The organism is Pseudomonas sp. B21-041 (assembly GCF_024748675.1).
In the GTDB taxonomy this organism is placed as follows: domain Bacteria; phylum Pseudomonadota; class Gammaproteobacteria; order Pseudomonadales; family Pseudomonadaceae; genus Aquipseudomonas; species Aquipseudomonas neuropathica.
In genome coordinates this window covers 2,378,271-2,400,838 of record NZ_CP087175.1, presented here as the reverse complement: position 1 = coordinate 2,400,838, position 22,568 = coordinate 2,378,271, and the positions used below count along the sequence as shown (strand labels likewise).

The window sequence follows — 22,568 nt, the reverse complement described above, 5'->3', positions numbered from 1 at the left end:
CCATTTCGTGACCGTGGCAGGAATTTTTTTCATGACCGTGCAGCCGTTCGTCAGCCCCGACCTGATCCGTCAACGCTTCTCCAAAGCGATGTCCGACATGTACCGCGAAGAAGTGCCGCTGTACGGCGCGCTGATGCAATTGGTCGAGCAAACCAACCGCGAGGTGCTTGCACGTCAGCCGGACATCGCCTGCCAGCTCGACAGCACCGGCGAAATCCAACGGCTGGACATGGAGCGCCATGGCGCCATTCGCGTCGGCACCGCGACGGAACTGGCCACCCTCGCCCGCCTGTTTGCGGTGATGGGCATGCAGCCGGTGGGTTATTACGACCTGACCCCAGCGGGCGTGCCGGTGCATTCCACGGCGTTTCGCGCGGTGCATGAAGAGGCGCTGCAAGTCAGCCCGTTTCGCGTGTTTACGTCGCTGTTGCGCCTCGAGTTGATTGAGGATGCGCAACTGCGTGCCTTTGCCGAATCAGTGCTGGCCAAGCGTTCGATCTTTACCTCGGAGGCGTTGCGCCTGATCGCGCAAGCTGAAAACGCGGGCGGACTGAATGAAAGCGAGGCCGAGGCATTCGTCCTACAGGCATTGGAAACCTTTCGCTGGCATCACAGCGCCACGGTTACCGCTGCGCAATATCAATCTTTGAGAGCCCAACATCGCTTGATCGCCGATGTGGTCGCATTCAAAGGCCCGCACATCAATCACCTGACGCCGCGCACGCTGGACATCGACCGCGTCCAAGAACAGATGCCAGCCCATGGCATCACCCCGAAAGCCGTGATCGAAGGCCCACCGCGCCGGCAGTGCCCGATCCTGCTGCGCCAAACCAGTTTCAAGGCACTGGACGAGCCGATCGCCTTCACCGATCAGAACCAAACCCGTGGCAGTCACAGCGCGCGTTTCGGCGAAATCGAACAGCGCGGCGCGGCGCTCACGCCCAAAGGTCGGGAGCTGTATGACCGCTTGCTGAATGCCGCGCGCGATGAACTCGGTGACTTCCCCAACGAAGGCAATGCCGCACGCTACAACGCGCTGATGGCTCAGCACTTTGGCGAATTTCCTGACAGTGTCGAGGGTATGCGAGAACAAGGGTTGGCGTACTTTCGTTATTTCGCCACGGAAAAAGGGCAGGCTGCTGGAGGGCTTGGGCAGTCGTCTCTGGAGGACTTGTTGCGCGGTGGTTATGTGAAAGCGGAACCGTTGGTGTACGAAGACTTCCTGCCGGTGAGTGCGGCGGGGATTTTTCAGTCGAACCTTGGCGACGCGGCACAGGCGCATTATGGCGAGCATTCCAATCGGCAGGCTTTTGAGCTGGCGCTGGAGCGCGCGACCATTGATGAGTTGGGGTTGTATGCGGCGACGCAGCAGCGTTCGATTGATGAGTGTCTGTCCCGATTTGCGCGTTGAAAAATCAAAAGATCGCAGCCTTCGGCAGCTCCTACAGGGGAAATGCATGCCAAAGGTAGGAGCTGCCGCAGGCTGCGATCTTTTGATCTGAAAGTCTTGAAGCAGCCACTCCAGCCAAATGAAGGCACCTGGCCATTGTGCGCAAGAAGTTGCGCACTTGTTTTGCAAAAAAGCCTGATAAAACCGCTGAGAGCCACGTCGCACAAGGCCTGCAGCCAAGTGCGCAAGAAGTTGCGCAGTACTGCGCAACTTCTTGCGCACTTTTGCCTTGAGCGAGCGCTTTATTTCGCACAAGCGCCTGAAAAATCAGACAAACACCCCGGCCCGCATGGTCGCCACAATTGTTGGCACGCTCCTTGATAACAGTCAGGCACCCACCGGGCGATTTCGCCTCCCGGGCACCTTAAATTATTCCGCAAGGAGAGCACCCCATGGCAACACCAGCGTACATGTCGGTTACCGGCGAAAAACAAGGCCTGATCACTGCAGGCGCTTTCACCGCTGACTCCGTAGGCAACACCTACCAGGAAGGCCACGAAGACCAGGTTATGGTTCAGGCTTTCAGCCACGACGTGATCATCCCGCGTGACCCACAATCCGGTCAGCCAACCGGTCAGCGCGTTCACAAGCCAGTTGTGATCACCAAGGTCTACGACAAGGCTTCGCCTCTGTTGCAAGCCGCTCTGACCTCCGGCGAGCGCATGAGCGAAATCGTTATCCAGTGGTTCCGTACTTCTGCTCAAGGCACCCAAGAGCACTACTACACCACCAAACTGGAAGACGCGATCATCGTCGCCATCAACAACAAAATGCACAACTGCCAGGATCCAGGCAATTCGCACTTCACCCACCTGGAAGAAGTGCAGTTCACCTACCGTAAAATCACCTGGACCCACGAAGTATCCGGTACTTCGGGTTCCGATGACTGGCGTGCTCCAGTCGTTTAATTACGGCTGATCGTTACAAGCATCGGCCAGCTCTGCTGGTCGATGTTGTTTTCGCCCTCCAGAATTTCGCGTAAGTTGAGCCGTTTGCGGTCGTCAACTCACGCCGCTGTACAGCACGAGGAACAAGGGATGTTCGCGCCGGCCAATGAAACCCACTTTGCCCTGACCATCGAAGGTCTTTCTGCTGACTTTCAGGTATTCACCCTGCAAGGCCGCGAAGCCATCAGCCAGCCTTTTGTGTTCGAGGTGGAGCTGGTCAGTGAGCAGCCGTCGCTGGACCTCGAAACCCTGCTGCACAAACCGGCCTTCCTGCAACTGTCGCCCGACGGCAGCGGCATCCACGGCCAGATCTACCGCGCCGCGCAAGGTGATTCCGGCAAACGCCTGACCCGTTACTCAGTGACCCTGCGCCCGCAATTGTCCTACCTGGCGCACCGCGTCAATCAGCGCATCTTCCAGAACCTCACGGTGCCGAAAATCATCGGCATGGTCCTCGAAGAGCACGGCATTCAAAGCAACGCCTACGAATTCAAGACCGGTTCGATCTATCCCGAGCGCATCTACTGCGTGCAATACGATGAATCGGACCTGCATTTCATCCAGCGCCTGTGCGAGGAAGAAGGTATTCATTACCACTTCGAGCACACGGCGACGGCGCACAAACTGGTATTCGGCGATGACCAGACGGTGTTCCCGAAACTCAAGCCTGTGGCCTATCAGCAAGACTCCGGCATGGTCGCCAGCGACCCGGTGATCAAGCGCTTCGACCTGCGCCTGGAAACCCGCACCAGCCGCACCACCCGCCGCGATTACGATTTCGAAAAACCGCGTATTACCCTCGAAAGCGAAAACCGTGGCGACGCCCTGCCCGACCTCGAAGACTACGATTACCCAGGTCGTTTCATCGACCGCGAGCGCGGCAAACACCTGGCCAAACGCGCCCTCGAACGCCATCGCAGCGATTTCAAACTGGCTGAAGGCAAGAGCGATCAGCCATTGCTGGTCAGCGGCCACTTCCTCGCCCTGACCGCGCATCCGAAAGCCAAATGGAACGACCTCTGGCTGCTCACCGAAGTCCACCACGAAGGCAAGCAACCGCAAGTCCTCGAAGAGTCGGTAACCAGCGACACCACCGCGCTGAAAGACGATTTCCACCAGGGCTATCGCAACCGCTTTCAGGCCACCCCATGGGACGTGCCCAACCGCCCGCCCCTGCGCCACCCGAAACCACGCATCCTCGGCAGCCAGAGCGCCGTGGTCACCGGCCCGAAAGGCGAAGAGATCCATTGCGACGAATACGGCCGCGTCAAAGTCCAGTTCCACTGGGACCGCGAAGGCGAAGCCGACGACAAAACCAGCTGCTGGCTGCGCGTCTCCAGCGCCTGGGCCGGCGCGCAATACGGCGGCATCGCCATCCCACGCATCGGCATGGAAGTGCTGGTCACCTTCCTTGAAGGCGACCCCGATCAACCGCTGATCAACGGCTGCCTGTACCACAAGGAAAACACCGTCCCGTATGAACTGCCGGCGAACAAGACTCGCAGCACTTTCAAGACCCTCAGCTCCATGGGCGGTGGCGGCTACAACGAACTGCGCATCGAAGACAAAAAAGGTCAGGAACAGATCTACCTGCACGCCCAGCGCGACTGGGACGAAAACATCGAGCACGACCAGAAAATCCGCGTCGGCAACGAACGCCACGACACCGTCGAGCAGAACAGCTACACGGAATTCAAGGCCGAAGAACACCACACCGTCTACGCCGACCGCAAAGTCGAAACCCGAGCCAACGACCACCTGACTGTCGGCGTGAACCAGCACATCAAGATCGGCACCGGCCAGTTCATCGACGCAGGCCAGGAAATCCACCTCAGCAGCGGCATGAAAGTGGTGATGGAAGCCGGTAGTGAGCTGACCCTGATCGGCGGCGGCAGCTTCATCAAGATTGATGCTGGTGGCGTGACGATGAGTGGGCCGGTGATCAATATGAACTCGGGGGGTAGTCCGGGGAGCGGCACCGGCGCGGCTCCTTTGTTGCCGGGCGTCGTGAAACAGGCTGACGCTGACAAGGCTGGCAAGGTGTTAGTCCCGCCAATGACCAATCCGTTTGTAAGAAAAAGCGTTCAAGGCCTACCCCTTGTTCCGATCTGTGGAAAGCAAGCCAATGGCGCTTGCTCGCGAGAGGTTTGCCCATGTCTGAATGGCTGAGTCATTTCCTTGAACAACCCGTGGCCACGACGCCATCGGGCAGCAGTGGAAACCGCACCCTGTATGGCATCATCGACAGCGTTCGCCAGCCTCGGGCTCTGGAAAAGCTTTACCAACAGTCCGGGTTGAATGGTGTTGAAAAGCTGTTTCAGGACACGCCGTTCGCCGAAATGAATGATGTCAGTCCGATCTGGCTGCAACTGACACCGGGAAGTCCTGCCGCCGCCCAAGCCATTGAGCTATGCCGCGACAACCGCGCCGGTATTCTGCTCACCTCACGTGAGAAACCGGAGACCGCACTCTTGCATGCTCGTCGCCTCCTGCGCATGAACGACCCGTCTCATGGTGACTCGCTGGCGCGCTACTACGACCCGGCATTCTGGAGCGCGTTGGCGCTGACGGTACCCGCCCGAGCTCTGTTCGGCCCTTGGGCCAGCGTCTACACCCCGCCCGCCCACAGCGACGATCAACAATGGCGTGTTTGGGAACAAACAGAAAAAGTTGATGCCTCTAATGGCGAACAAAAATATCCGCTGCACCTAAAGAGCAACACGCTGATAGCGTTCGATGAGATCCGCTGGTGGTACTGGATTCGGCTGCGGAACGCCGAGTCCGCAGCGGGCTTATCGGATTCGCAATTGTCTGACGTGGCCGATAATTTGCAACTGCTGGTGGATCACGGCATTGAAGAAGGACGTCATCTTGAGCACCTGCTGCCGAATCTGAACCAAGGTCCGTTGCAGGCCCGCACCGACGTCATGAACGTGCTGAGCAGCGACATGCCGGCATTCGAGAAAGTACAACGACTGGAAGTCTGAGATGACAGGTACGTCCGAACAAACACCCGCGCCAGAACAACCACCTGTTGTCATTCCGGCCGATCCACCAAAAAAGACTGCCGACGCGGAAACGTTCTGCAAAGACAAGAAGCCGGGCTGCAGCAGCAGCTATGACGACATCATCTACGTCACCGGTCAGCGCCGTTTCTGGCTGTTGCCCAAGCGCACGTCCGAGAAACTCAAGGAAAGCGTCAGCCTGCTCAAACAGAAAACCGTCGACGCTGATAAAGCCACGCGCATGAGCAACATCGCCGACGCGGGTTTGATGGACTATTTCCTCACCCCTGGCCCGGAAGCCTTTCTCGAAGGCGAGCAACATAGCAGTTACCTGGCGTCGAAGTCGGCAATCCCCGAAGACACTGCCAAAAAGGCGCAGTGCCGCAAGGATTGGGAAACGGCAAAAGCAAAGGGTGATAGCGACGCCACGATGCACGCCGAGCGCGAGATGTTCCACGCTGGACAACGCATCGAGAAAAACCAGAAAAACATGGAAACCCTCGAAAAAGTTTCCGACGAAAAAGCAAAAACGTTGGGGTACAAACGAGAAAACGGCGTCTTCTATACCCCTCGCGCGTTAAAGGCCTGTGAAGCCATCGATACGTACATTAAAGAGCGCGACAAGGCGAAAGCCCACGGCTACAAAATGTTCGATCCAGGCACCAAGAAGATCGCCTCGGCTTGGGAACATCTGAAAGAATATAAGGCCCTTCACAAAAAGCTGATTGAAACCGGCGAGATCGACGAAAAGAAACTCAAGGGTGTGCAAATCAACATCCTGGCGTTGAAAGACCTGATGTCCAAGTACATCAATGCCATCGTCGAGCTTGCCGAGTGCGGGATTGCAGTTCCCGAGTTTGCGCTGAGTCCCGATGACCAATACGCCGGTACCGAGGATTTTCAGGCATTCATCGAGCTGACCACCAAACGCGATGAGCTTGAGAAAAAGATCGAAGAACGTTACTCCCAATGGGTCTCGGCCACTGGCGGCAAATCTGCTCCACCCGGCGTGCTCTTCGTCAGCTTGCAGAAACAGTGGTACGACCTGAATGACGAGGCAGAGCGAATTCAGAACACCGCCGAAGCACGCGTTCGAACACTGAAGCCGCCCCGTCTGTTTCTCTGGGACGCGGAAAGCTACAAGCCAAAACCCCTCGAACGACTGGCCAAAACAAACATTCCACTGCGTGAGCTCAGCAGCGCATCGTCGACGACGATTCTGAACCACATCAGCCTGAAACATCTGGCACAGGTCAGCGGCAACGCATTCGAGGGTCAACTCAAAGAACTCGCGACCAGTTTGCCAAAGTCGATTGCCAAAGAATCCGACGACGACCGGATATTCAGTGATTGGTTGGAACAGGAAGGCGCGCTGCAGTTCGATGAAAAGGGACCATGGTTCGATGAACATGGACTTTTCGTGCCTGAAAAATTCTTCACCGCACTGGAAGCCAAAGGCTACAGAGTCGAAAGCATCAAAGCCGAAGCCAAACGCAAAAGTTGGGGCGAAAACCTCAAAGCCATGGTTTTCGAAGATAAACAGTTGCGCAACCTCATGCTGTTCGACAACAGCCCGCAGGCCCAACTGGTTCGATGCTTGCTCCCGGAAAGTGCCAACCTGCTGTCCGAAGTGAAAATGGAAGGCCCCACGCTGAAAAGTGGCTCCCCTCAGATTGCCAACGTAGAAGTAGCACTGGATGTAACTGCGTGGCGCGGGGAAGTCAGCTTACTGAAAGTCGAATTCCCGAAACGGGCAAAGGCCGATGCTTGGGTCGCGAAATACAAGGCCCATGACGGAAGCGTGCGCAGCGTCAACTTCGGCAAATTGTCTCTGGATCTGGAAGCCAAGGCTTGGGGATTCGCTGGCGCAAGCCTCATGCTGTCACGCGACCTGACCCTGGACCAGAAAACCGGCTACACCAGCCTGGTCGGTGTGGACATTGCCGAGAAATCCGGCGACCTGGCGAAGTTCGAAGTGTTTGCCGGCGCTCAAGCGGGGTGCAAAGTCACCGGCAAACTGTTCTGGTGCCCTCCCCCAAGCGTCCTCCCACCTGCTCCCGTGCCCAATCGCATTTCAGCCAACCAGTGGCGCCCTATGGCCAAACTGGAAGTTGAAGTGGCCGTGGCCATCGGCGCCGGCTACACCGGCGACATGCAACTGCGGATGCAAAACGGCCTACTGCTGTTATCGATCAAGGGCGCGCTGGTTTGGGGCGCAGGCGTCAAAGGGTATTTGACCTTTGAAGTCGGCTACGACAGCATCGTAGCCTTGACGGAACTGGTGCGACAGGAAATGGCCGCGAACCAATACAAGGATCTTGAGTGGGTCGATGGCGAAGCCTTGGACTACCTGCAAAAACTGAGCTTCCTCGGCGCCACTGGTATCGATGTGGCGTTTGCCTATGTGCGTGGGTATGCGATTGTTAAAGGGTTATTTGATGCACTGACCGAGGGGGGACGTGGGGGACAAATTGCTCACACACTTATCTTGGATAAAAACCAAAAAGTAATGCAGGATTGGGTTTACAACCTAACCCCACAGGCCCTAGGCCCATTACTAATGGCTTTAAGTACTTCACCTAAGTCATTTTCTGCTGAAGATGATGAGGACAGTAAAAGCTACAACAACGACGAGGCATACCTCATTCAACAACAAGCAATTGAAAGATGCCTCAGTTGGATTTCAAAAAAACCTAATGCGAATTTGCAATTTGAAGAAGCAATTATTTGCATGAATCGTGACGGGATTCGTCCCCCGCAGGCAGGACTTATGTTCTGCAAAAACAAGTTAAAACTCGATCTATTCATGAATGAAAGGGTTTTAGGCCACATCCCGGGCAACAACAGAATGCGGGAGCGATACTCAGAAAACGCTAAACTTCTAGGGGCGAGAATGAATAGCCACTGCACTTACTCGAGCACATATACCGGCCCTGCATTTGCACCCATTCAAGAAGTCAAGGCTTTCTACAAAGGACCAAACATTGATTAAAACACTATACGCCATTATTTTATATTCAATATTTCTATCCACTTCAGCTTTTGCAGAACTTACGACCGATCAACAAGTAGCAAAAAATAAAGGCCTTATCCTGTATCAGCAAAGTGATTGGTACGATTCTCAGCCGCTACTGAAAATTGCGGCAGATGCGGGAGACAGTACAGCGCAATATTACTTGGGAGAGGCTATCCGCCTCAGCAACCGCTACACCACCGAAGACGCAAAAAAATGGTACGAATCAGCAGCTAAGCAAGGAAATTTGTATGCAATGCTTCGGTTGAGTAATTCGCATGATTTGTGCAAAGAGATGGGGAGTTGCTCAGGTAAAAGTAATGAAGAATGGCGGAATTATGCACTACAGGTTGCAAATGAGCGCGCCAAGAAAGGCGATACTGAGGCAATGATTGTTTTATTTACTGCCAAGCAAGGTTTGCAATGGTTGGAAAAAGCAGCGACGGCAGGCAGTGGATTTGCTCAAAAAGTCCTTGCCGGTAAGTACAAAGATGGTGAAGGCTGGTTCCTTATTCCTGGCAGCCGCGAAAAAGCCGTTGAGAAATGGTTCAAAGCTTCAGCGGAGAGCGGCTACCCACCGGGTATGTACCTTTACGCAAATTTTTTATATGAAAATAAAGCAAGCAAAGAAGACGTAGGATATTGGCTAAAAAAGGCCGCTGAGTCAGGTCACATTGATGCCGCTGGTGGATATGCCCTCACTGTAGCGCATCTCCCTGACAGTTACGGATTTCCGTTGGACTTAGTAGAAGCCTATGGAATCACCTACCTTATCTCCCATTTGCAGGGCGGTGGCGTAGCCCCTGAGGATGCTAGAAGAAGCCTTTCTGAAATTGCCGAAAAGATGAGTCCTCAAGAAATCAGGGATGGGATCCGTTTTGCCAAAGATTGGGAAAAGACTCACCCACCACTTTCCTACTTTGTTCCGGCTTACGGCTATTGATCTAAGGAAGTTTATCTGTGTCCGCTTTCCGCCCTATTTTCTTGAGCATCGCCTTGTGGGTTTCCACCACATCAATTTCCAACGCCCAAGTCATTGAAAATCAAGCGACAGCGAAAGAAACTGGCATTATGCTTTACCAGCAAAGTGCATGGACTTCCTCGCGGACTTTTTTACAAACCGCTGCCGAAGCAGGCGATCGAGACGCTCAGTATTACTTAGGCGAGGCCATCCGCCTAAGTAACCGTTACATGACAGAGGACGCCGTAAAATGGTACGAGGCCGCAGCCGAAAAAGGACACATCTATGCCATGCTGCGTCTTAGCAACCAAGAAGATCTATGCACTTTAGTCGAAACCTGCACGCAGAAAAATGTTAAGGACTGGAGAACTTTGGCCTTAAAAACTGCACACGAACGCGCGGAGAGAGGCGACACCGAAGCAATGGTTGCGCTCTTTACAGCCAAACAAGGTTTGGAGTGGTTAGAAAAGGCTGCAGACTTTGGTGATAACTTTGCCCAGCAACTTCTAGCAAGTGCCTACCAAAGTGGACAGGGTTCGTTCCTGATCCCAGGCAGTCGAGAGAAAGCAGTCAAGAATTGGTTTAAGGCGTCTGCGGAAGGGGGCTATCCTCCCGGAATGTACCTTTATGCTAACTACCTATATGAGCACAATGGAAAAAAGGAAGAGATAGGACATTGGCTTAAAAAAACAGCTGAAGCAGGACATATCGATGCACTTGGAAGCTATGCCCTCAATATTGCCCACCTTCCGAACAGTTACGACTTTCCGCTCGATTTAGTCAAAGCCTATGGCTTTACCTATTTGATAACACAGCTTCAAGGAGGGGGAGCAGCACCAAGGGAAGCGAAGATCAGCCTCCCTGAGATTGCAGAAAAAATGAAACCTGAAGAAATCGAAATGGGGATTTCATTCGCAAAGGAATGGGAAAAAACACACCCCCCACTTTCCTACTTTGATCCAATTTACGGATATTAAGCCAATTCATTCCCAGGGCCACCGCCAAACGCTATAAGTGCAACTAGCCCTTGGGCATTTGTAGAACCAACAATTGCATAACAAGAAATTAAAATTTTATAGATCCCACCAATGATCAAAAATATTATTTTATTTTTATTGTTCTCGTTAGCACTGTCTAACCCAGCTTACGCCGGAATGACAGCAGCGCAAAAAGAGGCCGGAGAAACGGGAATTATTCTTTTCAAACAGAGTGACTGGTACGACTCCCAGCCCTTTCTGAACATTGCCGCAGAGGCAGGGGATCGTGACGCACAATATTATTTGGGCGAAGCTATTAGACTCAGTCAGCGCTATATCACTCCAGACGCAAAAAAATGGTATGAGGCCTCAGCTGAGCAAGGTTTTTTATATGCAATGCTCCGCTTAAGCAACAAAAATGATTTGTGCGGAAGTATGGGAACTTGCACAGATAAAAATGGAGGCGACTGGCGAGAGCGTTCACTAACAACGGCTCAAGAACGAGCAAAAAAAGGCGACACAGAAGCAATGACCGTCCTGTATACGGCTGGTCAGGGCCTGCCATGGCTTGAGAAAGCGGCCGAAGCAGGTGACAGTTACGCACAACAAATGCTGGCTAGCGCTTACAAAAGCGGTGCCGGGTGGTTTTTGATTCCAGGTAGTCGAGAAAAAGCGATTATCAAATGGTTTAAAGCGTCATCGGAAGGCGGTAACCCGAGAGGTATGTTCCTCTATGCGAATTACTTATACGACCATAATGGTAGTAAAGAAGAGATCGCATACTGGGTGAAAAACTCAGCGGAGCACAGCAATATAGATGCAGTTGGCACCTACGCATACAAAATTTCAGATCCGTCCAATGAACTTGGCTACCCAGAAAATCTGATTGAAGCATACGGCTTGACGCTTTTACTTTCAAAACTGGAGGCAGGAACAGCACCAGAAGATGCAAAGCGACTGCTCCCGGATCTGGCTAAAAAAATGAATCCTGTAGAAATAACAGAAGGGATTGAGCTTTCGAAAGAATGGAAAAAAACTCACCCTCCTTTATCTTATTTCGATCCAATATACGGGTACTAGACAATCAAACATCCTTAATATATCAACCGTCGATCAACTGCAATCAGGGTAGAACACGGTTTCTTTTTTCTAGATGAAATTTGCCCCGGAATGCCTTTCACCTTTACGCACTCTAAACATGGTCTGTCCCTGAGATCCCCCTGAGAAATCCCAGCATCAACTTTGAGGGTCTAGCTTAAAAAGGCACCTAGAGTAGTGCCTTTTCACATTGAAAACCTCAGAGCAGCTTGTCCGACTGAATCGCACATCGGAAACTTGTACCTGGATAGTAAGCATCCTCGTTTGGATTTTCCGGCCAGCGCCGTACAACCGGCGCTGCTGACAATGGGGCTTCGGGGTAATTTGAACCACGTTTTACTTTCTGCTTACCATTTTTTGGACCTTCAGGATTTTCTACCGGCGAATTCTGATAGTACTCATCGTCGTACCAATCATTTACCCAATCGGTTGCATTGCCTGAAAGGTTATATATGCCCAACGGATTAGGAAAAAATCTATCAACAAAGAATGTTTCCCCCTCCCCTTCCATTGGAAAATTTTTACCGAAATCCAAGCTCCCACTGCTAGTTGGAAACAATATATGCTGCCCGCGATTTCTCGCCGCGAATTCCCACTGTGCCTCCGATGGAAGATCTACACCATAGCCGCTGATGCCTGCTATCCACTGACAATAATCCTTAGCTTCCTGCCATGTTTTTGTAGGCGCAGGAAGCCTAGGAGAATACATACTCTTTAAATTTTCTCTATCACGAAGTTTAGCATCAAACACTTCTATACCTTGCGACATAAAGAAAACATCAAAATCACGCTCGGTCGTCTGAAATTTTGAAAGATAATAAGAGCTCAACTTAACCGTATGTACAAAATCGTCATCTGCATTGCGGCTAATATTACAAAGCTGGTCCGTTTTTTGCCCACATGGCCAGGTACAAACATTTTCTTCGTCGTACTCACAAGCCCAACCAAAATCCCCCATATCAAACTGGCCACCTTCAACAAAAACCATATTGTCGATTGACTGCACTACCGTATTCAGCACTTTGTCACGAAGTTCGCTGGAAAGGTCAGGGTATTTCGTTTTGATTGTCGTCGCGATCGAGGCCACCTTTTCAGGGGACATACTTTGACTGCTGGGTAAAGAACCCGATTCTGCACCGCATCCGGTGAAAAGCATCGTGCTTGCCAGGGCTAACGCATACGGACGTATCACTAAAAATTCCTTATAAAGTGCCCGAAAGGCAACGGCTAACCCGCATAAAAACCGCGAAAAGCTGAAGAGCAACAGTACGTCATCAAAGCTGAAGCCCCGCATTCACAATGCATCTACTCAACCAGTTCGCCCGCCACTGCATACTTCACCACGACCCGATTCCGATAAAGCCTCTCCCTTTCCATCAACGCCCCCACCTGCCCTTTTTCCCTGACCTCTCGCCAAATCTCGTTCTCGCGAAACACCCTGCTGCCTTCCCGCACAAACCGATGCGCCTCTTGAAACACGTGATAGCGATATTCCCTCACCCGATCACACAGCAACTCCCCTTCGAGTTGTGTCTCGCCGACGTTCAATTTCAGCTGGAAGTGCCGATCCGTCGGGTTGTGCAGCACCAGATCAACGTAGTTGTAGAAGATCGCCGCCCCGGATCCAAACGGCAGCACCCGCCCCTCATCCGGAAACGGGTCGAAGCTGTGGTTGGAGCGTTCGACCACCACCAGCGGTGAATGAATCGCCATCCAGTGAATCAGGTTGCTCAGTTGGCAGATGCCACCGCCTACCCCCCGTCGTGCCTCGCCGAAGGACAGTTCCATGCCTTCAACGTAGCCACGCTTCAACGTCGGGCGGCCGACGAGGCGGCAGAAGGAGAAGTGTTCGCCGGGGGCGATGATGACGCTGTCGATGGCGGCGACGGCGAGTTTGAGGTTGATGACTTTGTTGTGTTGCAGGGCGAGGTCGGAGTCGCCGAGTTTGCGGATGAGTTTCGAGGTGTGTTTGAGGTAGCGATATGGCAGACGCTCGGCCGTGGCGACGGGGCGTGCGTAGCGTTTGCTGGAACAGTGCCAGGCGATCTGGCGGAACAGTCTTTTTTGCCACACGCGCAGCCAGTAGAGGGCTGGGTGGTAGAGGGAGAGTGGTTTCATCCGTGACACAACGGCGCGCGCCGTTTCTTCCTTGAGCCGTGAGGGGGGCGCGCATTTTATCCGGTAATGACCGGCAGCACCCCATGCATTTCATTAGACCAGCAGCCTCTCTTCGGCATACATCTACCGTCACATCCGCAAATTAAGGTTCGACTAAGGTTGCCTCGCTACGATCGCGGCAACGAAACCCTGTTGTCCTTGAATCGCAGATGAGTCCTTCCGACATGAAAGCGTTTGATTTACCAGCCCAGCCAGCGTCGAATTTCAGCCTTGTCTTGGTAAATTACAAAACCCCGGACATCACCCGAATGTGCCTCGAGCTTTTGCGTGAGCATGTCCAGGAACAACGCATTCCGGTGTGGGTGGTGGACAACGATTCGGCGGATGCCAGTCTCGATTACTTGCGTTCGCTCGACTGGATCAACTTGATTGAACGGCCTTCGCCGGGCAAGGAAGTCGGCCATATTGCGCACGGTAAAGCACTGGATCTGGCGCTGGAAAAAGTCGACACCGATTATCTGTTTCTGCTGCACACCGATACCTTTGTCTACGACAAAGAGGTGTTTGCCATGATGATGCGCGAGTGCACGAAAACCCCGGACATGGCCGCAGTCGGTTGTGTCGAACAACTCAATCGGGGAGTTTTGCGTGATACGTGGCGACTAACTTCGCGCTTTTGCAAGCACTATGTTCGCAAAGCAAAAGTGCGTCTGGGCCTGCGCTCGAAAATGCCAAGACCCTACAAAGAAACTCATCTGAAAAGTTTCTGCACATTGTGGAATGCGCGTTTGATGAAGTCCCAGGGTCTGCACTTCTGCATGGATGAAGAGGTGCCGGGTTATACGCTGCAAGATCGCATGAGCAGCCTGGGCTATGGCATCAAGTTTTTGTCGCCGCGCAAGATTTTCAGTTATCTGGACCACATCCAGTCAGGAACCGTCGCCGCTGCAGGCACCTACGGGAAAAATCATCGCAGGACGAAAATGTATCAAGCGACGTTGAAGCGCCTCCAAGGGCAACAAGCCTGAGGGGCAGACCTCGACTTAATTCACGGCAAACAAAAAGGGCGACTTCAAAGTCGCCCTTTTTGTTTATGAAAATTGTATACAACTTCTCCGAAGAGGTGTTCGCCCAGTGTAATGGCCTGGCAATCCATGCACCGGTAAAGAGCCCTGACACTGGGCGAACGGGGAGGATTTTAATTGAAGTTGGCAGATATGTCCTCATGCTTAAACATGAAATTTTTGTACTGGAAAGTTAAAAAGTGTTTCCCACCGATATTTACCGGGAAACTTCCTACAGGTTCTTTTATATGATTGTTCTCATACTTAAAGCTGTACAAGAACAATCATTCTGTAGAGCTAATGCTCAACTTTCGTGTTGACTAGTCACTTTCAGGATATCGGTGTAAGTGACAATAACGCTCTGCCCTTCTTTCAGATCTTTCAGTTTGGCCTGAATTTCAGGCTTTTTCACGTCGAGAACTTTCGATTTGCCTTGCGGGTTTTGCAGGGTCACCTGATTTGTCTTCAAATCAATTTTGGTGATTTTCAGTTGCACCTTAACCTGACGGTACGCTTCGCCACCGGGGTTATCGCTGCCCGGAGCCTTACGCAACTCACCGGTACGTTCGGTGGTGCCAGGCAGACCTTTATCCACATCGGTGTCGAGGTAAGCGGCGACGGAACGCTGTACCTGGATGGTGACCTGATCGCCGGCCTTGAGGTTGTCGAGGTTTTTCGCCTTATCACTGAGCTGAACGTGAACCGGCTTGCCTTCGGCACCTTCGAGCACAACCTGGTGGTTGGCGGCATCGACGGAGATCACTTTGGTGGTGACCTGATCGGCTTCAACAGTGGCAGACAGCGGGATATCGGCAGCCAGAGCGCCGAAGCTGGTGGCGGACAGTACGGTTGCGAGGGTGATGGCCTTGGCCAATGCGTCGAGCTTCATAAGCAATACTTTCCCTGTGATGAATGGCAGCGCCCGGCGCCGAAGTGGCTTCGACGCCGGGCGTGCCACTGAGCATAGACGCTGTTCAGCGCTTGGCTGGTGTTTGTTGTTTTGCGGTGTCCTGCGCGGTTGATTCGCCACTGGGCGTGCCCTTCCCGCTATTTTGACGTTGTTTGGGGTCGGTGGGGCGTAGGGCGTCGTTGTCGCGTTCGGTTTCGCCCGGTGGCCGGGGTTCGTCGGGGTGTTGGTCTTGAGTGATGGGTTTCATTGGGTTGTCCTCAGGCTTCGGGATCGTCGAGTTCTCGGGTGACGTTGATCGCGGGTGAATCCTTGTGCAGGTCGTCGGCTTTCGCGCGCAGGATCTGCCATTGCTCAAGGTCGATGGCGCCTTGGCCGAGCAGGTCGTCGGCGATGCGTTGCACGTCGAAATAATGCGCGTCGGGGGATTGTTGCCAGTAGGTTTCGTCGTCGAACAGACGTTGCCAGGTGGTCATGTCTGGGGGTTGCAGGTCGTCGCTCATGGGGGAGTCCTCGACGGCGTTTCGCAAAGGTGTGAGGGATATTTGGTAGAGGGGTTGAGAAGTAGCAGAGTTCCGGCCAATTTCTCTGTGGAGTCTGGGCGGGCGCTTTCGCGAGCAGGCTCGCTCCCACATTTTGATCTCGGTCAGATCCGGATTCTGCGCCCGTTACAACTCGCAGTTTTTACGAGGCGCTGTCAGTACCCGGTCATTTCCAGATAGCCCCGGCCGGGATGACTGCCGCTGATGTGCACCGGGCCTTCCCAGTAAGGGATGCGCAGGTTCATCCAGGCGTTGGGGTTGAGCGCGTCGAGGCTGATGTCGAGGTGCTTGTCGGGGATGCTGATCGACCATTTCACCGGCATCGCCCGGCCGGCAACTTTAGAGGTTTCTTGCGGAGTGAGCTGAATCTGCGAACTGCGCAGGGTTTGCGTCTGGCCATCGGCGGCGATCCACGTGCCGGTGAGATACGGCGCACCGTCCTTCTGACGCATGCGGTAAAGCATCACGTGTTCGCCGCTGTCCAGGTGCAGGGAAAACCAGTCCCAACCGGTTTGATTGGCGGTCAGCGGCTGGCTGCTCCATTCGCGATCAAGCCATGCCGGGCCACTGACGGTGTACGTCTGGCCGTCGATCTGCAACGTACCACTGGCCTGGAAAAACGGCTGACTGTAGTAATACGACGCCTGACCTTCTTCGGATTTCTGACTGAAGCCCTTGTCGCCCTGCAACACCAGCGGGCGGCTGGAAGTCAGGTGCAGTTGATAGGCGAAATCCTTGTCGCGTGCGCTGAGTTGCAGGTCGCTCAACGGATCCTGCGCCTGACTGGCAAACCGCCAATCATCAATCCACGCCTCGAACGGCGCCAGCCGCACACCCGCCTGCCCCACTCCGCCTCGGGCGTAACGTTCGGCGGCGTGATGCACCGTGCTCGAAGTTACCGCCGCATGCCCCAGCCAGATCGTCTGATCAGCCCACCCGGCCTGCTCCGCCAGCGGTTTCAGCGCACTGCGAAACAGCGTCCATTGCACGCCAAACTCATTGCCCTGCTGATCCTTGAGATTGGCGGTGACGTACCACCACTCAATGCGAAAACCGTCATGCGCACCGTGATCCGCCGGAAAACTGAATACCCGACCCGACACCACCGGCGTAAACGCCAACGCCTGATTGCCCATCCCGGCAAAGCCCTTCTGCTCCGGCGCCGATTGATCGCAACCACCGAGCAGCAACAAAACCATCAGCACAACGAAGTTAATCCTCATGGGCAAAGGTCCTCAGCAGATCCGCCGGTTGCGTGCGGTACAGCGAGTACAGCGGCCATGCCGAAGCCAGCAACGTCGCCAACAACGCCAGCCCCATCAGTTGCAGCAATTGCCACGGAAACACCCGCAACGGCAGTCGCCAGCCAAACGCTTGCACATTGATCACAGCGTCCAGGCACCAAGCCAGCGCGATCCCCAACGGCAACGCTAACACCAGCGTCAGCACCGCCAACAGCCAGGTCTGACCAAGATTGAGCAGCATCAATTGCCGCCGCGTTACGCCCAACGCCCACAGCGGTGCGAGTTGACCTAGGCGACTCTGGCTTTGCGTCAGCAGGCTGATGAACAGCGCCACACCCGCCACCGCCAGGGTCAAACTGTTCAACGCCGCCGTCGCCGCAAAGGTCCGTTCGAAGACCTGCACCGACCAGCCCTTGAGCCGCGCCTGATCAACGATGCGACTGTCATCGAGTTGAAAACGCGTCTGCAATGCTGCTAAAAGCCCCGGGATATTCTGCGGGTCAATACGCAAATTGAAGCGGTTCGGCGTCAGTTGCGGCCAGCCGCGCAGCAGGTGGTGGATGCTGACCAGCAAATGCCCCTTGGGATTGCCGTAGTCGGCGTAGATGCCAACGATGCGAGGCGACCAAGTGCCGTTGGGTGTCGGAATCGCCACGTGTTCACCCACGTGTAGTTTCAGGCGCCGGGCGATTTGCTCACTGAGCATCACCGCATCATCCGTGGCCAGATGCGCCCACGGGTCGCTGCCACTGACATCGAGCAACGGCCAGTGCTGGCGGTAATACGCGTGATCGATGATGCCGAACACTTCCGCCGGCCAGCCCTGCAACGTCACCGCGACCTGCCAGTTGGGCAGAATCGCCGCAATGTTCGGCTGCTGTTTTAGCCAGCTGTACATTTCCCGCGACTGTGCCGGATTGCTCGGGTTGATATACAGCTCGGCGCTCAGGCGTTGTTCGAGCCAGTCATCGAAGGTCTGGCGAAAACCGGCGGTCATGCTGCCGGCACCGATGTTGGCGGCGAGTGCCAAAAGCAGCGCCATCAGCGCCAGGCTCAGTGCCGGCAGTTGCTGACGGCAATCGGCAAGAAACCACTGCCCCAGCACCGAGCGACTGCGCCCGAGCAACTGATTCAACAGCGCGCTGAGCAACACTGGCAAAGCCAACGCTGCGCCGATCAGCAACCCGGCCATCAGGACAAAACCGCTGGCCAGACTGTCGCCCCAGATCAATGCCACCAAGGCCAGCAAACCGAGCACTGCCGCCAGCCAGCCTTGTCGACGCAGCCAACGTGCATATTGCTGATGCCAGGCTTGCGGATCCGCTACGGCCAACAACGGCAAACGGGCGGCGCGCAGCAGACTGTTGGACCCGGCGAGCAAGGCGCCGAGCAGGCTCAAACCGATGCCGCTGAACCACCACCACGGACTGAGGCGCAACTGCCCCGCCACTTCCGCGCCGTACAAACCGCGCAGGCTGGCGGCGACATCCGGCAGCAAGACACTCGCCAGCCAATAGCCGCTGATCACACCGAACAATCCGCCGATCAGCGCCAGCACACCCAGTTCGACGATCAGGCACACGATCAACATCCGCGCGCTGACCCCGCAGGCGCGCAACGTACGCAGCAGACCGCGTCGTTGCTCAAGAGCCAGGCCAATCGCAGCGTGGACGATGAACAAGCCCACCACGAATGACAAAAACCCTAACGCATCGAGATTCAGGTGAAAACTCTCGGTCAACCGCGCCAGATTGTTTTCCTCGCCGCTGCTTTTGATTTGCAACAGACCTTTGAAGGAGGCCGGCAACTCGGCGTGAAAATCCTTGGGCAGCAACAGGCGCGACAATTGTCCGGGTTGTTCAAGCAGGGTTTGCGCGACGCCGATGTCCACCAGCAATACGCCGGGCGCCATGTCCTTTTGCGCGAGCAGCGGCGGCAATCGCAGACCATTAGCCGTTTGCGGCGTGTCGCCTTCACGCAGATCCAGCGCCTGCAAGGTTTCCGGTGAAATCCACGTACTGCCCGGTGGCGTGAAAAACTCGACAACACGCTCAATCGGCAACGCCTGCCCGGCCACCGCCGAATCGGCCGGCAACGACACCGGTTCGATACCCATCAATTGCAGCCGCTGATTCTCAATGCCCTTGAGCAGCAACCGCCCCTGCAACAGCGGCGATACCGGCCAGCCCGCTCGGCGCAGATCAACGAACCATTGCTGCGCAAAAGTCGCCCCGTTCGGCGTACTGAGACTGGCCTGCGGTTCGCCACCGATCAATTGGCTGGCCCGCGCGTAACTGTCGCGCGCCTGACTGTTCAGCGCCTCCACGCCGGTGAGCAGACTGGTCGCCAGCCACAAGCCGGTCAGCACGCTGAAAAACTGCACTGGATGACGCCGCCAATGGCTGAGCAGCGCACGCAGGGTTTGTCGGAAAACGATCACGTCAGCCGCCCGCTGGACAACACCACTCGCTGCGCCAATCGGGCCGCGACTCGCGGGCTGTGGGTGACCATCAACAAAGTGGTTGGCGTGTCATCGAGCAATTCCAGCAACAACCGCAATACTTCGTCGCTGGTGGCTTCGTCGAGGCTGCCGGTGGGCTCATCGGCCAACAGCAATTTCGGCTGCGAGGCCAGCGCCCGGCCCAACGCGACCCGCTGCTGCTGACCACCGGAAAGTTGCTCGGGATAACGCTTAAGCAAATCGCCCAAGCCCAGACGCTGCACCAGATGCGCCTGCCAACGCGGCTCGTGGCGCCCGGCCAGGCGTGCCTGAAACGCCAGGTTGTCCTCGACGCGCAAACTGCCGATCAAGTTGAACTGCTGGAACACCAAGCCGATTTCGCTACGCCGCCAGTTCGCCAGTTGCGCTTCGTTCATCGCCTCAAGACGATGCTCGCCGCTGCGAATGCTGCCGCTGTCGACTTTGTCGAGGCCGGCCACCAGGTGCAGCAAGGTGCTTTTGCCACTGCCGGATTCGCCCATCAGTGCCAGGCTGCTGCCGGATTCCAGCGTCAGGTCGACGCCTTGCAGCACCGGCAATGGGCCTTGCGGGGTGAGATAGCTTTTGAAGACGTTTTCAACACGAAGCATGCCGCCACCTGATCGGTCAGTGTGGGGCAAGGATAGCGGATGGCGATGACAGACTTGAATCTTGCAGTGAACTCAATGGCCTCATCGCTGGCAAGCCAGCTCCCACAGGGAATGACGTTGCTCACAAGTATTGAATTCACCCTAAAACACTGTGGGAGCTGGCTTGCCAGCGATGGGGCCAGTCCTGCCAGCACAAAGTCTACTGACCAGCCGCCACACTCGTCGGCGCCTGCGACGGCGTGACAATGCTGCCCAGATCAATGTGCTTCCACTCAGGCTTGGCCCCCAACCGCGCATTGAAGCGGTAGTTGAAGGTGAACTCATCCGCCGTCGCGACACTCAGTGGCTTGCCATAAACAGCCTCGATCCCCGCCAGGTCATAGCCCATCAACTGCAACAGCGTCGGGAAAATGTTGTAGTGGCTGGAACGATCCTTGTTCGCCGCCAGTTGTGCCGACCAGTCCAGCGTCTTTAGAGCACTGCCTTGAATCACCACCAGCGGCACCAACCCTTCCTCCTCCACCGGATCACCACCGCAATGGGTGTTCAACCCCGGATTACCGCGCTCGTGCAGATCCTGGCCATGATCAGAGGTGTAGATCAGCAGCGCATTGTTCAGATTGCCTTGGGCGAACACCCGCGCGAAAAACTCGCCGACGTTCCACAACAGGGTGTTCTTGTAGGCATTGCGATACAGCACCCAGTCATCCGGCTGGCCATTGAAGCCGTTGCGCTCGCCGGTATCGGCCACTTCGGTGAACTGCCCGCGCGGCAAGGTCGGGCGGTAAGCCATGAACGCATCCGGGTATTTGTCGTGCACCGGAAAATGCGCGCCGACCTTGTTGATCATCACCAGCTCCGGCTTGTCGTCGTTGAGCAGTTCGATCAGCTTCGCCGCTGCTGCCATGTCGCGGTCGCGCACGCTGGTCTGGTCGAATTGCACGAACTGATCGATGTCCTTCTTCTCGGTATCGGTCATCAGGTTCTGCAGATTGCCGGCGGTGCGCTGGGCGTCGATGTACACGGTGCGCAGCCCAGCCTTCTTGGCGTACTGCCAGATCGACGGCAACGTGGTGTTGATGCGCATGTAGTCGGCGCGGGTGCCGCCGTAACGCAGGGTCACGTTAGTGTCGGCGCTGCAATTGGCGATGGACGCGGCGAAGCCGTAATTGAAGATGTCGACGCCGGCGTGCGCCTGCTTGAGGTTACTGTGCACGCCGAACGGCGCGTTGATGTCCAGGTAATTGCCGGAGATGCTTTCGTCGATGATCAGCACGATATCGTGGCCGACCGCTTGCGAGTTGCGCGCCAGCGTCACCGGTTCACGCGGGCCGACGGTGTTGTGCAGCGCTTCGTAGGCAAACAGGTTGAGGTAGGCCAGCGGCGTGTACATGATCGGCAAACCCCGGGCGCCCTCACCCGCACGCAAAAACAGCACAGCACTGAGCAGCAGCACACCACACAGCGGCGCCGCCACACGCAAGGCGTTGGGAATCGCCAGGCTATGGCGGGGTTTCAGACCGATGGCGAACAGCAACAGCAAACCGCTAAGCACGCCACGCAGGATCGCGTCCCGGTACTGGTACGCCGCTTCCTGGATGAAACCGCCGGAGTAAACCAATGAAACGAAACCGCTGTAGGTCAGGTAATCCGCCGTGACCCGGGTATAGACATCGAAAAACACTGCCGAGACAAACATTGCCAATGCGAAAACGTGGCGAATGAGAGCCTGTTTTATATACGCCGTTAGATATAACGCTAAAGTCAGCGCCAAAAACATCGCGCCAAAAAGAAGTACAGAAAAACTGAGGCCGATAGCATTTAACCGATCAATGTAATATTCGGAATAAATCAGTAAATAAACAATTAAGAACATTTCTTTGGCATATCTGAACATGGCGATACCGATCGGGCAAAACGGCAGGGAGTCAAAGGTTTGTCAGTCAGAACCTGACACTAGCACCCGGCCATCAAAGCGCAAGAATTGACTGTTTTATCAGGGATAGCGTCAAAAAACCGGTGACTCAAATCTGACACATCGATGACGCCGCAAGCCTTTAAATTAGCGGCTTTCGACCGTTTATCGCATATTTGAAATCTGAACAAATCTGCACAAAAGCAACAAATTCAATCGCAGCAATGACTTGATGGC

Annotated in this window: 18 protein-coding genes; 9 read left to right on the top strand and 9 right to left on the bottom strand. The window is 55.0% G+C overall.

Annotation, left to right across the window (positions count from 1 at the left end; translation table 11 throughout):
- Positions 1–31: 31 nt before the first annotated feature.
- From LOY43_RS10610 to LOY43_RS10575, 8 genes are all read left to right on the top strand, one after another.
- A complete protein-coding gene (locus LOY43_RS10610) occupies positions 32–1,411 on the top strand; it encodes a VOC family protein (RefSeq protein WP_258709590.1) in 1,380 nt (459 codons plus the stop codon).
- Between the two features lie 431 nt (positions 1,412–1,842).
- Positions 1,843–2,358 carry an Hcp family type VI secretion system effector gene (locus tag LOY43_RS10605; RefSeq protein WP_007919523.1) on the top strand — a complete coding sequence of 172 codons (516 nt, stop codon included), beginning with the start codon at positions 1,843–1,845 and terminating at the stop codon, positions 2,356–2,358.
- Positions 2,359–2,487: 129 nt separating this feature from the next.
- On the top strand, positions 2,488–4,566 hold the full coding sequence (tssI, locus tag LOY43_RS10600; RefSeq protein WP_309475321.1) for a type VI secretion system tip protein TssI/VgrG: 2,079 nt from the start codon (positions 2,488–2,490) through the stop codon (positions 4,564–4,566).
- The gene (locus tag LOY43_RS10595) at positions 4,551–5,384 is read left to right on the top strand and encodes a DUF4123 domain-containing protein (protein WP_220558555.1); all 834 of its coding nucleotides are present in this window, start codon (positions 4,551–4,553) and stop codon (positions 5,382–5,384) included. Before tssI ends, LOY43_RS10595 begins: the two co-directional genes overlap by 16 nt.
- Position 5,385: 1 nt before the next feature.
- Positions 5,386–8,394, top strand: coding sequence for a hypothetical protein (locus LOY43_RS10590; protein WP_258709589.1), 3,009 nt, complete (start codon positions 5,386–5,388; stop codon positions 8,392–8,394).
- Complete coding sequence (locus LOY43_RS10585) at positions 8,387–9,358, top strand: tetratricopeptide repeat protein (protein WP_258709588.1); 972 nt, start codon at positions 8,387–8,389, stop codon at positions 9,356–9,358. Before LOY43_RS10590 ends, LOY43_RS10585 begins: the two co-directional genes overlap by 8 nt.
- Before the next feature lie 17 nt (positions 9,359–9,375).
- The gene (locus LOY43_RS10580; RefSeq protein ID WP_258709587.1) at positions 9,376–10,353 is read left to right on the top strand and encodes a tetratricopeptide repeat protein; all 978 of its coding nucleotides are present in this window, start codon (positions 9,376–9,378) and stop codon (positions 10,351–10,353) included.
- A gap of 111 nt (positions 10,354–10,464) precedes the next feature.
- Positions 10,465–11,433: a tetratricopeptide repeat protein gene (locus LOY43_RS10575; protein WP_258709586.1), complete on the top strand. Its 969-nt coding sequence runs from the start codon at positions 10,465–10,467 to the stop codon at positions 11,431–11,433.
- A gap of 217 nt (positions 11,434–11,650) precedes the next feature.
- Here the strand turns inward: LOY43_RS10575 and LOY43_RS10570 are convergent, their stop codons facing one another.
- Both LOY43_RS10570 and LOY43_RS10565 read right to left on the bottom strand, forming a co-directional pair.
- The gene (locus tag LOY43_RS10570; RefSeq protein WP_258709585.1) at positions 11,651–12,745 is read right to left on the bottom strand and encodes a formylglycine-generating enzyme family protein; all 1,095 of its coding nucleotides are present in this window, start codon (positions 12,743–12,745) and stop codon (positions 11,651–11,653) included.
- Between the two features lie 11 nt (positions 12,746–12,756).
- A complete protein-coding gene (locus LOY43_RS10565; RefSeq protein ID WP_258709584.1) occupies positions 12,757–13,569 on the bottom strand; it encodes a VanW family protein in 813 nt (270 codons plus the stop codon).
- Between the two features lie 224 nt (positions 13,570–13,793).
- Between LOY43_RS10565 and LOY43_RS10560 the strand changes: the two genes are divergently transcribed.
- Entirely contained in the window at positions 13,794–14,597 is an 804-nt protein-coding gene (locus LOY43_RS10560; RefSeq protein ID WP_258709583.1) for a glycosyltransferase family 2 protein, read from the top strand.
- A gap of 340 nt (positions 14,598–14,937) precedes the next feature.
- On the opposite strand, the gene LOY43_RS10555 is transcribed toward LOY43_RS10560, so the two are convergent.
- The 7 genes from LOY43_RS10555 to LOY43_RS10525 all read right to left on the bottom strand — a co-directional run bounded on the left by LOY43_RS10555 (position 14,938) and on the right by LOY43_RS10525 (position 22,313).
- Positions 14,938–15,522: a hypothetical protein gene (locus LOY43_RS10555; RefSeq protein WP_258709582.1), complete on the bottom strand. Its 585-nt coding sequence runs from the start codon at positions 15,520–15,522 to the stop codon at positions 14,938–14,940.
- A gap of 85 nt (positions 15,523–15,607) precedes the next feature.
- Complete coding sequence (locus tag LOY43_RS10550) at positions 15,608–15,790, bottom strand: hypothetical protein (protein ID WP_258709581.1); 183 nt, start codon at positions 15,788–15,790, stop codon at positions 15,608–15,610.
- A gap of 10 nt (positions 15,791–15,800) precedes the next feature.
- Positions 15,801–16,043 (bottom strand): hypothetical protein, encoded by a 243-nt coding sequence (locus tag LOY43_RS10545; RefSeq protein ID WP_258709580.1) that lies wholly within the window; start codon positions 16,041–16,043, stop codon positions 15,801–15,803.
- 194 nt (positions 16,044–16,237) lie between these two features.
- Complete coding sequence (locus tag LOY43_RS10540; RefSeq protein ID WP_258709579.1) at positions 16,238–17,305, bottom strand: lipocalin-like domain-containing protein; 1,068 nt, start codon at positions 17,303–17,305, stop codon at positions 16,238–16,240.
- Entirely contained in the window at positions 17,295–19,766 is a 2,472-nt protein-coding gene (locus LOY43_RS10535) for an FtsX-like permease family protein (RefSeq protein WP_258709578.1), read from the bottom strand. The genes LOY43_RS10540 and LOY43_RS10535 overlap by 11 nt, the downstream gene beginning before the upstream one ends.
- Complete coding sequence (locus LOY43_RS10530) at positions 19,763–20,416, bottom strand: ABC transporter ATP-binding protein (protein ID WP_095047538.1); 654 nt, start codon at positions 20,414–20,416, stop codon at positions 19,763–19,765. Before LOY43_RS10530 ends, LOY43_RS10535 begins: the two co-directional genes overlap by 4 nt.
- A 199-nt stretch (positions 20,417–20,615) precedes the next feature.
- Positions 20,616–22,313 (bottom strand): sulfatase-like hydrolase/transferase, encoded by a 1,698-nt coding sequence (locus LOY43_RS10525; RefSeq protein ID WP_258709577.1) that lies wholly within the window; start codon positions 22,311–22,313, stop codon positions 20,616–20,618.
- Positions 22,314–22,568 lie beyond the last annotated feature (255 nt).

Excerpts from the sequence above, each read along its gene's own strand:
- LOY43_RS10555 (WP_258709582.1), bottom strand. The coding sequence starts at position 15,522 with ATGAAGCTCGACGCATTGGCCAAGGCCATCACCCTCGCAACCGTACTG.
- LOY43_RS10525 (WP_258709577.1), bottom strand. The coding sequence starts at position 22,313 with ATGTTCAGATATGCCAAAGAAATGTTCTTAATTGTTTATTTACTGATT.
- LOY43_RS10565 (WP_258709584.1), bottom strand. The coding sequence starts at position 13,569 with ATGAAACCACTCTCCCTCTACCACCCAGCCCTCTACTGGCTGCGCGTG.
- LOY43_RS10560 (WP_258709583.1), top strand. The coding sequence starts at position 13,794 with ATGAAAGCGTTTGATTTACCAGCCCAGCCAGCGTCGAATTTCAGCCTT.
- LOY43_RS10590 (WP_258709589.1), top strand. The coding sequence starts at position 5,386 with ATGACAGGTACGTCCGAACAAACACCCGCGCCAGAACAACCACCTGTT.
- tssI (WP_309475321.1), top strand. The coding sequence starts at position 2,488 with ATGTTCGCGCCGGCCAATGAAACCCACTTTGCCCTGACCATCGAAGGT.
- LOY43_RS10570 (WP_258709585.1), bottom strand. The coding sequence starts at position 12,745 with ATGCGGGGCTTCAGCTTTGATGACGTACTGTTGCTCTTCAGCTTTTCG.
- LOY43_RS10550 (WP_258709581.1), bottom strand. The coding sequence starts at position 15,790 with ATGAAACCCATCACTCAAGACCAACACCCCGACGAACCCCGGCCACCG.
- LOY43_RS10540 (WP_258709579.1), bottom strand. The coding sequence starts at position 17,305 with ATGAGGATTAACTTCGTTGTGCTGATGGTTTTGTTGCTGCTCGGTGGT.
- LOY43_RS10605 (WP_007919523.1), top strand. The coding sequence starts at position 1,843 with ATGGCAACACCAGCGTACATGTCGGTTACCGGCGAAAAACAAGGCCTG.
- LOY43_RS10530 (WP_095047538.1), bottom strand. The coding sequence starts at position 20,416 with ATGCTTCGTGTTGAAAACGTCTTCAAAAGCTATCTCACCCCGCAAGGC.
- LOY43_RS10545 (WP_258709580.1), bottom strand. The coding sequence starts at position 16,043 with ATGAGCGACGACCTGCAACCCCCAGACATGACCACCTGGCAACGTCTG.
- LOY43_RS10595 (WP_220558555.1), top strand. The coding sequence starts at position 4,551 with ATGTCTGAATGGCTGAGTCATTTCCTTGAACAACCCGTGGCCACGACG.
- LOY43_RS10575 (WP_258709586.1), top strand. The coding sequence starts at position 10,465 with ATGATCAAAAATATTATTTTATTTTTATTGTTCTCGTTAGCACTGTCT.
- LOY43_RS10610 (WP_258709590.1), top strand. The coding sequence starts at position 32 with ATGACCGTGCAGCCGTTCGTCAGCCCCGACCTGATCCGTCAACGCTTC.